We start from the raw sequence: 13,061 nt of genomic DNA, 5'->3' as shown, positions 1-13,061 counted from the left end.
GTGCGCGTAGACGAAGACCGTCCGGCCCTCGACCGTTCCCCACCCGGTGATCACACCGTCCGTGTAGGGCTTCTTCGCCTCCAGCCCGAAACCGGCCGCCCGGTGCCGGCGCAGCTGCTCGACCTCCCGGAAGGAACCTTCGTCGAGCAGGAGCGCGATGCGCTCGCGCGCGGTCAGCTTGCCCTTGGCGTGCTGCGCTTCGGTCGCCCGGTCACTGGGGCCGCGCCGGGCCTCCTCGCGGAGGGAGTGAAGCTCGGCCACGCGCCCGCGGGCGTCCGTCGGCTCGCTCGGAGTCTGGTCCACAACGGTCATGTACCGACCTTACGAAGCGTGGCCATCAAAACCCTCCGTCGGTTCTACACAGTCTCCGGCCCCGTCCGCTGTCCGTCCCGGACAGAACCGGCGGAGCATGCATGGACTCCCCCAGTCCAAACCGGCGGCCTTTGTAGGGGTCCGACAAAAACGGGGATCCGAGCGCCACACACCGCAAGGAAGTTGAAATTTGAATGGAATGGGTCTAGCGTCTCCCTTGTTGAAAGTTCAACCAATTGCAGGACTCCCGAGGAGGAAGTCATGGGTCTCTTCACCCGCCGCACCCCGTCCGCCCCCGCCCCCGTCCAGGAGCAGGGCTCGGCCGTCGCCACGCTCGAGGTCGACCCGGCGCTCGCTGCGCTCACCGGTGACTACGTCATCGACCCCGCCCACAGCAGCATCGGCTTCACGGTGCGCCACGCCATGGTGACCAACGTCCGCGGCAGCTTCGCCGACCACGAGGGCACCCTCCGCCTCGACGGCTCCGACCCGTCCCGTTCGACGGCCGCCATCGACGTCAAGATCGCCTCGGTCACCACCGGCATCGCCGACCGTGACGCCCACCTGCTGGGCAGCGACTTCTTCGACGCCGAGCTCTTCCCCCTGATGACCTTCCGCTCCACCTCGGCGGCGCACCTCGGGGCGGACGCGTACCGCATCACCGGCGAGCTGACGATCAAGGACGTGACGCGTCCGCTCTCCATCGACCTGGAGTTCGCCGGTTCCGCCACGGACGTCTACGGCAGCGAGCGCGTCGGGTTCGAGGGCTCCGCCGAGATCCTGCGCTCCGACTGGGGTCTGACGTGGAACGCGGCCCTGGAGGCCGGCGGCGTGATGGTCAGCGACAAGGTGAAGCTGACCTTCGACATCTCGGCCGTCAAGCAGGCCTGATCCCCTCCGGCACGGGACCCCGGGGGCGGCTACCAGCCGCCCCCGCCGTCGAACCCGCCGCCGCCCCCGTCGAAGCCGCCCCCGCCGCCGAAGTCCCCGCCGCCGAAGTCGGACGGGTTGAAGTCGGCCCCCGAGACGTCCCCGCCCTCGTATCCGCCGTCGTACCCGTATCCGCCGCCGAAGTCCGAGGCGTAGGCAGGCCCGGCCATCATCGAACCGAGCATCGTGCCCATCAGCAGGCCCGGCAGGATCCCACCGCCGAAGTAGCCGCCCGCCCAGGGGCCGTACGCCGGACCGGCGTCGTAGTACGGGCGCCGGCCGAAGTCCGTGTCGACCGTGCGGACCGCCGGGTCCAGGCCGTCGCGCAGCCGGACCGCGTCGGCCGTGCAGACCGGTACGGTGCGGGCCGCCCCGCCCGCCGGGGCCCAGGCGGCGTCCTCGGTGCTCGGCCCGTGGCGCGGGTCGAAGAAGCAGGGCAGGCGGCGCTCGGGCAGCGGCCGTCCCCGGCGGCGGGCGTCGAGGCGGGCCAGTGCGTACCGGCCGTCCTCCAGGGCCTGGGTGACGCCCTGGACCTCGTGCGGCTCCCGCACCGAGGCCATGATCCGCTTGGCCCGCTCGTAGGAGTCCAGGCCCTGCTCGTAGTCCTTGCGCATGGCGTCGTCGGCGCCGGGCTCCCCGGGGTGGAAGTCGAGCCGGTCGAGCTCCTCGCCGAACGCGGTGATGTCCTCGTCCACGACCACCCCGAGCCGGGCGATCGCCTCCCGCCGGGCCTCCTTCTTCTTCTTCCGGTTCCGCTTGACCACGAGGTACGCGCCGCCCCCGCCGGCCAGCGCCACGGCGCCGAGGCCGATCAGGGCGCCGGCGGAGGACCCGCCGTCCGCGGCGGCGCCGTCCCAGGAGGCCGGGGCGCGGCCCCTCATCTGCGGGAGGGCCTGGTCGACGAAGTCGTTCAGCTCGGTGGCGGCGTCCACCGGTCCGCCCGCCTTCACCGCCGCGCTGAGGTTGCGGACGGCGTTGGACGGCATGACGACCGGGTCGGCCCCGGCGTTGAACCCGTCGCCGAGCCGGATCGCGTAGAGGCCCGTGATCCCGGTCTCGGTGCGCACCGTTCGCAGCACGCCGGCGGCGGGGAAGGCGTCGGTGGCGGGCAGCACCGCGACGAACAGCGGCTTGTCCGCCGCCTCGATCTTCGCGGCCAGCGCGTCCGCCTGCGCCTGCGACAGCTGGGCCGCGGCCCCGGGATCGACGTAGACGGGGCCCTTCTTGAGCGCCTCCGCCACGGCGGCGGGTCCGCTCTCGGCCGCGGCCGCCTGGGGGGCGAGGCCGGCCGCGCCGGCGGACAGCGCCAGCAGCAGGCCGGACAGGATCGATCCACAGCGTATGGACATCAGCCTGGTCCTCATACTCCCGACGCTACCCGAACGGACGCTTTCCCGGGCGAGACGGACATACGGTCTTTCCGGCCGCCGGGCCGCGCGGGCCCTACTCGGCCGGTTCAACGCCCGCGTGCAGGAGGCCGAAGGTGTAGGCGTCCTCCAGGGCCTGCCAGGAGGCCGCGATGACGTTGGGGGCGACGCCCACGGTGTTCCACTCGCGGACGCCGTCCGTCGTGGCGATCAGCACGCGGGTCGTGGACTCCGTACCGTGCTTGCCCTCGAGGATGCGGACCTTGTAGTCCACCAGCTCGAACTTGGCCAGCTGCGGGTAGAACCGCTCCAGGGCCACCCGCAGGGCGCGGTCGAGGGCGTTGACCGGGCCGTTGCCCTCCGCCGTCGCGACGATCCGCTCGCCCTTGGCCCACAGCTTGACCGTGGCCTCGTTGGCGTGGGTGCCGTCGGGGCGGTCCTCGACGATGGCCCGCCAGGACTCCGTGCGGAAGTACCGGCGCGCCCGGCCCTCGGCCTCGGCGCGCAGCAGCAGCTCGAAGGAGGCGTCGGCGGCCTCGTAGGTGTAGCCCGCCAGCTCCCGCTCCTTGACCCGCTCGACGACGCGGGCGATCAGCGCGCGGTCCCCGCCAAGGTCGACGCCGAGCTCCTTGCCCTTGAGCTCGATGGAGGCGCGGCCGGCCATGTCGGAGACCAGCATGCGCATGGTGTTGCCGACGCGCTCGGGGTCGATGTGCTGGTACAGGTCGGGGTCGACCTTGATCGCCGAGGCGTGCAGGCCCGCCTTGTGCGCGAAGGCGGAGACGCCGACGTACGGCTGGTGCGTGGAGGGGGTGAGGTTGACGACCTCGGCGATGGCGTGGGAGATGCGGGTCATCTCGGCGAGCGCGCCCTCGGGCAGGACCGTGCGTCCGTACTTGATCTCCAGCGCGGCGACGACGGGGAAGAGGTTGGCATTGCCGACCCGCTCGCCGTAGCCGTTCGCGGTGCACTGGACGTGTGTGGCGCCCGCGTCGACGGCGGCCAGGGTGTTGGCGACGGCGCAGCCGGTGTCGTCCTGGGCGTGGATGCCGAGGCGCGCGCCGGTGTCGGCCAGCACGGTCGAGACGACCGCGGTGACCTGCGCGGGGAGCATGCCGCCGTTGGTGTCGCAGAGGATGACGACGTCGGCGCCCGCCTCGTGGGCGGTGCGGACGACGGCCTTGGCGTACTCGGCGTTGGCGCGGTAGCCGTCGAAGAAGTGCTCGCAGTCGACGAAGACCCGCCGGCCCTGCGCGACGAGGTGGGAGACGGTGTCCCGGACCATCTCCAGGTTCTCTTCGAGGGTGGTGCGCAGCGCGAGCTCGACGTGGCGGTCGTGGGACTTGGCGACGAGGGTGATGACCGGCGCGCCGGACTCCAGGAGGGCGCGGACCTGCGGGTCCTGGGCGGCGGAGCCGCCGGCCCGGCGGGTGGCCCCGAAGGCGACCAGCTGGGCGTGCCGGAAGTCGATCTCGGCCCGGGCGCGGGCGAAGAACTCGGTGTCGCGGGGGTTGGCGCCGGGCCAGCCGCCTTCGATGAAGCCGACTCCGAAGTCGTCCAGGTGCCGTGCGATGGTCAGCTTGTCCGCGACCGTGAGGTTGATGCCCTCGCGCTGGGCGCCGTCGCGCAGCGTGGTGTCGAAGACGTGGAAGGCGTCGTCGAGTGCCCCTGTCGGATGGGTCGCCTCTGTCGTCGTCATGCTGATCTGACTCCTGTCGGATGAGTGGTTCCGGAGACCGGGGATCCACTGCCCCCATCATCGCGCGCCGCCCGCTTCCGGCGTGGTTCTCGCCCTGGAAACGAAAAGACCCCTCGCGGGTGCGAGAGGTCTGCGCGCGGGTCTGAGGCACGGTGGCCGCTGCCGCGGAGGTCTTCCACGGTTTCAGCGGTCACAGAGGACCGGCGCGCTGCTGTCCATAATCATGAGCCGAGCAGACACGCCCGCAGTGTGCCACACGGTCCGTCGACGGTGGACGCCGGTCTCAGCATGCGGGCACCGCCGTCCGCCGGGCGGCGCACGCCCCCTCGTGCTACACGGCGAGGGTCTCGGCGAGGTACTCGCCGACGTGCTCCAGGATGTCCTCGCGCCCTATGCCGGGCAGGCCCACGGCGACCTGGATGCTGAATCCGTCGAGCAGGGCCCGCAGCCGGGCCGCGAACCGGTCGGCGTCCACGGCGCGGAACTCGCCGCGCGAGATGCCCTCGGCGAGCAGGGCGACCAGGTCGCGGTGCCAGGCGCCCTCGATGGCGGCCTGCCGTTCGCGCTCCTCCGGGCCCGCGTTCTGGGACCGGTTCCAGACCTCCAGCCACAGGGTCCAGTGCGGGTCCCGGGGGCCGTCGGGGACGTACAGGTCCACGTACGCCCGTACCCGCTCGCGGGCCGGGCCGCGGCGGGCGAGCAGCGCCCGCCGCTCGGTGCCGAGGGCCGCCTCGCTCCACTCCAGGGTCTGCAGCAGGAGCTCGTCCTTGCTGCCGAAGTAGTAGAGGAGGTGGCCGCTGCTCATGCCGACCTGGCGGCCCAGGCCGGCCATGGTGAGGCCCTCCAGCCCGCGCTCGGCGATCGTGGCCATGGCGGCGGCGAGCACGTCCTCGCGCGGGGGCGCGTTCTTGCGCGCCGCCCGTACCGGTACTCCACCCGCCGCCATGGCCCACTCCTTCGCGAGGTCCGCCTCGGGTCAGACCTTCGGCTGCTGCTGGGTGATGCAGTGGATACCGCCACCCCCGGCGAAAATCGTACGTGCGTCAACGAGCGTCACGGTGCGCTCGGGGAACAGTCCGCGGAAGATCTCGGCGGCCTCCTCGTCGCGCGGGTCGTCGAAGGCGCACAGCACCACGCCTCCGTTGCAGAGGTAGTGGTTGATGTACGAGTAGTCCACCCACTCGCCGTCCTCCTCGAGGACGGTCGGCGCGGGGACCTCCACGACCTCCAGCAGCCGGCCCTGCGCGTCGGTGGAGGCGCGCAGGATGGCGGCGATGGTCTTGCAGCGCTCGTGGTCCGGGTGGGCCGGGTCGGGCTGGGTGTGGACCATGACCACGCCGGGGCGGGCGAAGGCGGCGACGATGTCGACGTGGCCCTGGGTGCCGTAGGTGCCGTAGTCGCCGGCCAGGCCGTACGGCAGCCAGATCGCCTTGGTGGTGCCGAGGTGGGCGTGGATCTCCTCCTCCACCTCCCGGCGGCTCCAGCCGGGGTTGCGGCCCTCGCCGAGCTGCACGGTGTCGGTGAGGAGCACGGTGCCCTCGCCGTCGACGTGGATGGCGCCGCCCTCGTTCACCAGGCGGGTGCTGTAGGTGCGGGTGCCGACCAGGTCGGAGATGTGCCGGGCGATCTTCGAGTCGTGGTCCCAGCGGGCCCACTCCTGGGCGCCCCAGCCGTTGAAGGTCCAGTCGACGGCGGCCAGCTCGCCGGCGTCGTTGGTGACGAAGGTCGGGCCGATGTCGCGCATCCAGGCGTCGTCGAGCTCCTGCTCGACGAGCTCGACGTCGTCCCCGACGATCGCCCGGGCGCTCTCGGCGTCACCCGGGGAGACGACGAGGGTCACCGGCTCGTACGCGCGCACCGCGCGGGCCACCGCGCCCCAGGCCTCGCGGGCCTCGGCGAGCTCCTGGTCGTCGGTGAAGGTGGGGTTGGGGCTGGGCCAGGCCATCCAGGTGCGCTCGTGGGGGGTCCACTCGGCGGGCATCCGGAAGCCGTCGTTCACGGGCTGGGCGGGCTGGGCAGTCATGGTGGGGTGTCCTTATGGCGTGCGGGCTACAGGAAGTACAGGCGGTTGAGGGAGACCGAGTCGGCCGCTTCGGAGCGCAGCGGTTCCCCGTCGAGGGAGACCAGTCCGCTGCGCGCGTCGACGTCGACCGCGCCCACCCGGGAGTTGAGGAGCATGTCCCTGGGGCCGATCCCGCGGGTGCCCCGGACGGCCACCCGGCGGCGCCGGGTCGGCATCGCGTCGCTGCCCAGCGCCGCCGCGGCGGCGGAGACGAACGCGACGGAGATGTCGGCGGCGGTGGCCCCGTACGCGCCGAACTGCGGTCCGAGGACGAGCGGTTCGCAGGTGTCGGTGGCGGCGTTGGGGTCGCCGGTGACTCCGTAGGCGGGGAAGCCGGACTTGAGGACCAGCTGCGGCTTGGCGCCGAAGAACTGCGGGCGCCACAGGACGATGTCGGCGAGCTTGCCGATCTCGATGGAGCCGATCTCGTGGGCCAGGCCGTGGGCGATGGCCGGGTTGATGGTCAGCTTGGCCATGTAGCGCAGGACGCGGGCGTTGTCGTCGCCCTCGCCGTCGCCTTCGAGCGGGCCGAGCTCGCCCTTCATCTTGGCGGCCATGGCGAAGGTGCGGCGGATGGTCTCGCCGGCCCGGCCCATGCCCTGGGCGTCGGAGGAGGTGATGCCGATGGCGCCCAGGTCGTGCAGGACGTCCTCGGCGCCCATGGTGCCGGCGCGGATCCGGTCGCGGGCCATGGCGGCGTCGCCGGGCAGGTCGGGCTTGAGGTCGTGGACGGAGACGATCATGCCGTAGTGCTCGGCGACCGCGTCCCGGCCGAAGGGCAGGGTCGGGTTGGTGGAGGAGCCGATGACGTTCGGCACGCCCGCCATCTTGAGCACGTTGGGCACGTGTCCGCCGCCGCAGCCCTCGATGTGGAAGGCGTGGATGGTCCGGCCCTCCAGGACGCGCAGGGTGTCCTCGACTGAGAGGCACTCGTTGAGGCCGTCCGAGTGCAGGGCGACCTGGACGTCGTGCTCCTCGGCCACCCGCAGCGCGGTGTCCAGGGCGCGGGTGTGGGCGCCCATGTCCTCGTGGACCTTGAAGCCGGAGGCGCCGCCCTCGGCGAGGGCCTCCACCAGGGGCGCGGGGTCCGAGGAGGAGCCGCGGGCGAGGAAGCCGATGTTGACGGGCCAGGCGTCGAAGGCGTTGAAGGCGTGCTTCAGCGCCCAGGGGGAGTTGACGCCGACGCCCCAGACGGGGCCGAACTCCTGGCCGATGACCGTGGTGACACCGGCGGCGAGGGAGGCCTCCATGATGCGCGGGGAGAGCAGGTGGACGTGGGTGTCCACGGCTCCGGCGGTGGCGATCAGGCCCTCGCCGGAGACGATGCTCGTGCCGGTGCCGACGACGACGTCCACCCCGTCGAGGGTGTCCGGGTTGCCGGCGCGGCCGATCGCGTGGATGCGGCCCTCGCGGATGCCGATGGAGACCTTGCGGATGCCGAGGACGGCGTCGATCACCAGCACGTTGCTGATCACGACGTCGCAGGTGTCGCGGACCGCGGCGCCCTTGAGGTGCAGGCCGTCGCGGGCGGTCTTGCCGAAGCCGGCCAGGAACTCGTCGCCGGGCTTCTGGGCGTCGTGCTCCACCCGGACGGTCAGCCCCGAGTCGCCGAGCCGGACCCGGTCCCCGGCGCGGGGGCCGAAGACGGAGGCGTACTCGTGCGGGTCGATGTGCCGGCTGCCGGGGGCGCAGTGCGCGCTGTGGTCGCTGTGGGGGGTCTGACGGCTCATGCCGGGTTCCCTTCCGAGTCGTCGTCGGTGGCGGCCGCGCCCAGGTAGCCGCAGGCCGCGGCGCGGGCCAGGGCCTGCTCCTTGGCGCCGGGGGCGTCCAGCGGGCCGTCGACCAGGCCGGCGAAGCCGATCGCGATCCGGTCGCCGCCGATCGGGACCAGGCCCACCTCGCCCTCGCCGTGCGGGTCGAACCGCACCGAGGAGCCCGCGGGCACGCACAGCCGCATGCCGTAGGCGGCGGCGCGGTCGAAGTCGAGCCGCGGGTTGGCCTCGAAGAAGTGGAAGTGGGAGGTGACGCTGACCGGCACGGGGGCGGTGTTGCGCACCCGCAGGTGGAGCAGCGGTTCGGGCTGCGGCGCGCCGGGGCCGGGTACGACCGCGCCCGGGGCGTCGTCGCCGAGGGAAGCGGCGCCCCGGATGGGCGCGGAGACCACCGCGAGCCGGGATCCGTCGTCGAAGACGGCCTCGACGTGCACCTCGGTGACCACGTCGGCCACGCCGGGCAGCACGTCGTCGGGGCCCAGTACGCCGCGGGCCTCCTCGATGGCCTCCGCCAGGCGCTTGCCGTCACGAGCGGCCTCGCAGACCGTGTCCGCGATCAGCGCGGTGGCCTCGGGGACATTGAGCCTCAGGCCGCGGGCCCGCCGGGCCCTGGCCAGTTCCGCGGCGCTGCGCAGCAGCAGCCGGTCGCGCTCCGTAGGGGTCAGCCGCACGCCGATCCACCACCTTTTGAGTCGATGGGTTAGAGCATCACTCTAACTCTTGATTTCCGCGTCGTGAAGCATTGACCGCACCCCAAGGCGTGGGTCACATTGAATGCCGCTCTAAAGAACGCGCAACTATCCCCGCCCTGCCAAGGGAGTCCCCCATGCCCATCGAACAGCGCGGAGTCGACACCATTCCGGAGGAGGAGCGGACCAGCGGCCCCCGTGACCTGATCTCGATCCTCCTCGGCTCCAACCTCTGCCTCGGCGTGATCGTCTTCGGCTGGCTGCCCCCGTCCTTCGGACTCGGGCTGGTGCCCTCCGTCACCGCCATCGTGACCGGCACCCTGGCCGGCATCGCCTTCACCGCGCCGCTCGCCCTGGTGTCCCTGCGCACCGCGACCAACCTGTCCACCTCCAGCGGCGCGCAGTTCGGCGTACGGGGGCGGCTGGTCGGCTCGGTGGTCGGCCTGCTGCTCGCCCTCGGCTACACCGCGCTGACCCTGTGGATCGGCGGCGACGTGATGGCCGGCACCCTGTCCCGGCTCACCGGGCTGCCGGACACGGGCCTGACACGGGCCGTGATGTACGGCGGGCTCGCCGCGGGCACCGTCGTCGGAGCCGTCTTCGGCTACCGGCTGCTGCTGCGCATGAGCAAGGTGCTGTCCGTCGCCATGGTGGCCCTGCTGGCCCTCGGCGTCGTCGCCTACGCCCCCGACTTCACCGCCGCCGCCCCGCCGGACACCGGGTACCTGCTCGGCTCGTTCTGGCCGACCTGGCTGCTGGCCGCCGTCGCCGCCGGGCTGAGCGGTCCCGTCGCCTTCATCACCCTGCTCGGCGACTACACCCGCTACGTCTCCCCGCGCCGCCACGGCTCCCGCAAGGTGTTCTGGGCGACCTGCCTGGGCCTGCTGGTCGGCCTGCTGGTCCCGCAGCTCTTCGGCACCTACACCGCCCTCGCCGCCCGGGCCGGCGCCGACTACGCCGGACCGCTCGTCGAGGCCGCGCCCTTCTGGTACCTCGTCCCGCTGCTCGCCGCCGCGGCGGCCGGCTCGGTGGGCAACGCCGGGCTGATGCTCTACTCCATGGGCCTGGACCTGGACGCCATCGTGCCCAGGGCCACCCGTACGAAGGCCACCGTGATCGCCGCCGCCGTCGCGACCGCGTTCGTCTTCTTCGGCTCCTTCGAGTGGGACGTGCAGTCCGCGATGACCTCCTTCGTCCTGCTGCTCACCGCCATCGGCACCCCCTGGGCCGTGGTCACCCTGATCGGCTTCGTGCGCTGCCGCGGGATCTACGACCCCGACGCCCTCCAGGTGTTCAACCGTCGGGCCCGCGGCGGCGTCTACTGGTTCAGCGGAGGCTGGAACATCCGCGCCACCGCCTCCTGGGCGGCCGGCGCGGCCGTGGGACTGGCCGCCGTGTCGACCCCGGTGTACGAGGGCCCTCTGCTGGCCCTCACCGGCGGGGTGGACTGTAGTTTCATCCTGTCGGGGCTGGTCGGCGGCGCGGTGTACACCGCGCTGACGGTACGGCCGCAGGCGGCACCCGTCGCCGATCCGGCAGTGCAGGCACTGGTGGCCGCCGACTAGACCGCGCGGCCGCCGACGACACGGGGAGACGTCGTGGAGGAACTCGCAGAGGTGGCCGGCAAGGTCGTCAAGGGCATCGCCGGCCTGGCCTACGCGTTCGGAGACATCGTCACGGCGCTCGGCGGCTCGCAGGGGACGGGCAAGGAGCGCGAGGAGAAGAAGGACGGGGGCGCGGCGGACGAGGAGCGCTGACCCCGCCTCCTCCCCCGGACGCCACAAGGCCCCCCGCGCGGTGCGCGGGGGGCCTTCGGCGTCGGGGAACGCCTAGCCGAGCGGGTGCATCCAGCCATGGGTGTCGGCGGTGTGGCCCGTCTGGAGGTCCAGCAGCGCCTTGCGGAGCTTCATGGTGACCTCGCCGGGCTGCCCGTCGCCCTGGGTCCAGTTCGCGCGCTCGGACTTGACCGAGCCGACCGGGGTGATGACGGCGGCGGTGCCGCAGGCGAACACCTCGGTGAGGGTGCCGTTCTCGTTGTCGCGCTTCCAGTCCTCGGTGGTGATCCGGCCCTCCTCGGCGGTGTAGCCGAGGTCGCGGGCGATGGTGAGGAGGGAGTCGCGGGTGATGCCCGGCAGGAGCGAGCCGGTCAGCTCGGGGGTGACGATGCGGTCCCCGTACACGAAGTACAGGTTCATGCCGCCCATCTCCTCGATCCAGCGGTGCTCGACCGCGTCGAGCCAGACGACCTGGTCGCAGCCGTGCGAGGCGGCCTGGGCCTGGGCGACGAGGGAGGCCGCGTAGTTGCCGCCGGTCTTGGCGGCGCCGGTGCCGCCCTTGACGGCGCGCACGTACTCCTCGGAGAGCCAGACGGAGACGGGCTTGACGCCACCGGGGAAGTAGGCGCCGGCCGGCGAGGCGATGACCATGAAGAGGAACTCGTTGGCCGGGCGGACGCCCAGGCCGACCTCGGACGCGAACATGAACGGGCGCAGGTACAGCGAGGCCTCGCCCGAGTCCGGCACCCAGGCGCGGTCCTGCTTGATCAGGGCGTCGCAGGCCTCGATGAAGAGGTCGGCCGGCAGCTCGGGCATCGCCATGCGGCGGGCGGAGGCCTGGAAGCGCTCGGCGTTGGCGCGGGGGCGGAAGGTGGCGACGGTGCCGTCGGGCTGGCGGTAGGCCTTGAGGCCCTCGAAGATCGTCTGCGCGTAGTGCAGGGTCATGTTCGCCGGGTCGATCGCCAGCGGTGCGTACGGGACCAGCTCGGCGTCGTGCCAGCCGCGGCCCTCGGTCCACTTGATCGTCACCATGTGATCGGTGAAGTGGCGGCCGAAGCCGGGGCTGGCCAGGATCGCTTCGCGCTCCGCGTCGGACAGCGGGTTCGAGGAGGGCTTGAGCTCGATCGTGGGCGTCGTCATGAGTGCTTGTCCTTCACCGGTTGGGTTTGGCGGACCGCGCTCATGCGTACCAGGACGTCCGAGCTTCCCCGTATTCCGCGGCCTCGCGTTCGATTATCGCGCGGGGGCAGGCATCGGAGAAACGGGGGTTGAGCGGCCCAGGGGAGATGGTGACACCCGGGGGCCGCACAGGTGAAGCCGCCAGGTCCCTTTGTGACCTGGCGGCTTCCTGGGTGGAACGGCCGGGTCAGCCGGCTACTCGCGCGGCGAGGGCGTCGCCGATCGCGTCGGTGGAGCGGAAGGTGCCGTCCCGCTCCGCGAGGTCGGCGGAGACCGCGTCCTCGATGCGGACCGCCTGGTCCTCGTAGCCGAGGTGGCGCAGCAGGAGGGCGACCGAGAGGATCGTCGCGGTCGGGTCGGCCTTGCCGGTGCCCGCGATGTCGGGCGCCGAGCCGTGGACGGGCTCGAACATGGACGGGAACGCGCCGGTCGGGTTGATGTTCCCGGAGGCGGCCAGGCCGATTCCGCCGGTCACGGCCGCGGCCAGGTCGGTGAGGATGTCACCGAAGAGGTTGTCCGTGACGATGACGTCGAAGCGCTCGGGCTGGGTGACGAAGAAGATCGTCGCGGCGTCGACGTGCAGGTAGTCGGTGGTGACCTCGGGGTACTCCCGGCCGACCTTGTCGAAGGTGTTCTTCCACAGGTGGCCGGCGTACACGAGGACGTTGTTCTTGTGGACCAGCGTCAGCTTCTTGCGGGGGCGGGCGTTGGCCCGCTCGTACGCGTCGCGCACGACGCGCTCCACACCGTAGGCCGTGTTCACGCTGACCTCGGTGGCCACCTCGGCCGGGGTGCCGGTGCGCAGGCTGCCGCCGTTGCCGGTGTACGGGCCCTCGGTGCCCTCCCGGACCACCACGAAGTCGATCTCCGGACGGCCGGCGAGCGGGGTGGCCGTGTTGGGGAACAGCTTCGAGGGGCGCAGGTTGATGAAGTGGTCGAACGCGAAGCGGAGCTTCAGCAGCAGACCGCGCTCCAGTACGCCCGACGGGACCGACGGGTCGCCGATGGCGCCCAGCAGGATCGCGTCGTGGTGCTTGAGGGACTCGAGCTCCGCGTCCGGGAGGGTCTCACCGGTGCGGTGCCAGCGCTGCGCGCCGAGGTCGTACTCCTTGGTCTCCAGCTTCACATCCTGGGGCAGGACCGCGGTAAGGACCTTGAGGCCCTGAGCCACGACTTCCTGGCCGATGCCATCACCGGGGATCACTGCGAGATTGATGCTGGTCGCCATGTCGGAACCGTACTCCGTGTCCCAGCCCTCAGACATATCGCGTCCAGC

Annotated in this window: 12 protein-coding genes; 3 read left to right on the top strand and 9 right to left on the bottom strand. The window is 72.1% G+C overall.

The genetic code is table 11. From position 1 onward, the window contains the following. A partial coding sequence (locus tag ACZ501_RS10150; RefSeq protein ID WP_468793796.1) for a carboxyl transferase domain-containing protein occupies positions 1-312 on the bottom strand: 312 nt, incomplete at its 3' end. A gap of 261 nt (positions 313-573) precedes the next feature. Here ACZ501_RS10150 and ACZ501_RS10145 point away from each other — a divergent pair. Next, positions 574-1,203, top strand: a complete 630-nt coding sequence (locus ACZ501_RS10145; protein WP_468793793.1) for a YceI family protein — start codon at positions 574-576, stop codon at positions 1,201-1,203. Between the two features lie 29 nt (positions 1,204-1,232). Here ACZ501_RS10145 and ACZ501_RS10140 read toward each other — a convergent pair whose 3' ends face one another. From ACZ501_RS10140 to ureA, 6 genes are all read right to left on the bottom strand, one after another. After that, positions 1,233-2,606, bottom strand: a complete 1,374-nt coding sequence (locus ACZ501_RS10140) for a hypothetical protein (RefSeq protein WP_468793790.1) — start codon at positions 2,604-2,606, stop codon at positions 1,233-1,235. A 79-nt stretch (positions 2,607-2,685) separates the two neighbouring features. Next, positions 2,686-4,308 (bottom strand): citramalate synthase, encoded by a 1,623-nt coding sequence (gene cimA, locus ACZ501_RS10135; RefSeq protein ID WP_468793787.1) that lies wholly within the window; start codon positions 4,306-4,308, stop codon positions 2,686-2,688. 331 nt (positions 4,309-4,639) lie between these two features. Next, a complete protein-coding gene (locus ACZ501_RS10130; RefSeq protein WP_361604448.1) occupies positions 4,640-5,254 on the bottom strand; it encodes a TetR/AcrR family transcriptional regulator in 615 nt (204 codons plus the stop codon). A 30-nt stretch (positions 5,255-5,284) separates the two neighbouring features. Beyond that, the gene (locus ACZ501_RS10125; protein ID WP_361604451.1) at positions 5,285-6,331 is read right to left on the bottom strand and encodes an agmatine deiminase family protein; all 1,047 of its coding nucleotides are present in this window, start codon (positions 6,329-6,331) and stop codon (positions 5,285-5,287) included. A 26-nt stretch (positions 6,332-6,357) separates the two neighbouring features. After that, positions 6,358-8,100: an urease subunit alpha gene (locus ACZ501_RS10120; protein ID WP_468793782.1), complete on the bottom strand. Its 1,743-nt coding sequence runs from the start codon at positions 8,098-8,100 to the stop codon at positions 6,358-6,360. Next, positions 8,097-8,813, bottom strand: coding sequence for an urease subunit gamma (gene ureA / locus ACZ501_RS10115; RefSeq protein WP_361604457.1), 717 nt, complete (start codon positions 8,811-8,813; stop codon positions 8,097-8,099). The genes ACZ501_RS10120 and ureA overlap by 4 nt, the downstream gene beginning before the upstream one ends. Before the next feature lie 155 nt (positions 8,814-8,968). Here ureA and ACZ501_RS10110 point away from each other — a divergent pair, with 155 nt between their 5' ends. Together ACZ501_RS10110 and ACZ501_RS10105 are read left to right on the top strand one after the other, a co-directional pair. After that, positions 8,969-10,396 carry a cytosine permease gene (locus tag ACZ501_RS10110; RefSeq protein ID WP_468793779.1) on the top strand — a complete coding sequence of 476 codons (1,428 nt, stop codon included), beginning with the start codon at positions 8,969-8,971 and terminating at the stop codon, positions 10,394-10,396. A 33-nt stretch (positions 10,397-10,429) separates the two neighbouring features. After that, the gene (locus ACZ501_RS10105) at positions 10,430-10,588 is read left to right on the top strand and encodes a hypothetical protein (protein WP_361604463.1); all 159 of its coding nucleotides are present in this window, start codon (positions 10,430-10,432) and stop codon (positions 10,586-10,588) included. A 72-nt stretch (positions 10,589-10,660) separates the two neighbouring features. On the opposite strand, the gene ACZ501_RS10100 is transcribed toward ACZ501_RS10105, so the two are convergent. Beyond that, positions 10,661-11,746, bottom strand: a complete 1,086-nt coding sequence (locus ACZ501_RS10100; RefSeq protein WP_007266756.1) for a branched-chain amino acid aminotransferase — start codon at positions 11,744-11,746, stop codon at positions 10,661-10,663. A 226-nt stretch (positions 11,747-11,972) separates the two neighbouring features. Then, complete coding sequence (locus ACZ501_RS10095; RefSeq protein WP_468793776.1) at positions 11,973-13,013, bottom strand: 3-isopropylmalate dehydrogenase; 1,041 nt, start codon at positions 13,011-13,013, stop codon at positions 11,973-11,975. Between the last annotated feature and the right edge of the window lie 48 nt (positions 13,014-13,061).

This window comes from Streptomyces sp. NPDC034085 (assembly GCF_055575555.1).
This window is presented reverse-complemented; position numbering and strand designations above follow the sequence as displayed.

Excerpts from the sequence above, each read along its gene's own strand:
- cimA (WP_468793787.1), bottom strand. The coding sequence starts at position 4,308 with ATGACGACGACAGAGGCGACCCATCCGACAGGGGCACTCGACGACGCC.
- ACZ501_RS10100 (WP_007266756.1), bottom strand. The coding sequence starts at position 11,746 with ATGACGACGCCCACGATCGAGCTCAAGCCCTCCTCGAACCCGCTGTCC.
- ACZ501_RS10140 (WP_468793790.1), bottom strand. The coding sequence starts at position 2,606 with ATGAGGACCAGGCTGATGTCCATACGCTGTGGATCGATCCTGTCCGGC.
- ACZ501_RS10145 (WP_468793793.1), top strand. The coding sequence starts at position 574 with ATGGGTCTCTTCACCCGCCGCACCCCGTCCGCCCCCGCCCCCGTCCAG.
- ACZ501_RS10125 (WP_361604451.1), bottom strand. The coding sequence starts at position 6,331 with ATGACTGCCCAGCCCGCCCAGCCCGTGAACGACGGCTTCCGGATGCCC.
- ACZ501_RS10110 (WP_468793779.1), top strand. The coding sequence starts at position 8,969 with ATGCCCATCGAACAGCGCGGAGTCGACACCATTCCGGAGGAGGAGCGG.
- ACZ501_RS10130 (WP_361604448.1), bottom strand. The coding sequence starts at position 5,254 with ATGGCGGCGGGTGGAGTACCGGTACGGGCGGCGCGCAAGAACGCGCCC.
- ACZ501_RS10095 (WP_468793776.1), bottom strand. The coding sequence starts at position 13,013 with ATGGCGACCAGCATCAATCTCGCAGTGATCCCCGGTGATGGCATCGGC.
- ACZ501_RS10120 (WP_468793782.1), bottom strand. The coding sequence starts at position 8,100 with ATGAGCCGTCAGACCCCCCACAGCGACCACAGCGCGCACTGCGCCCCC.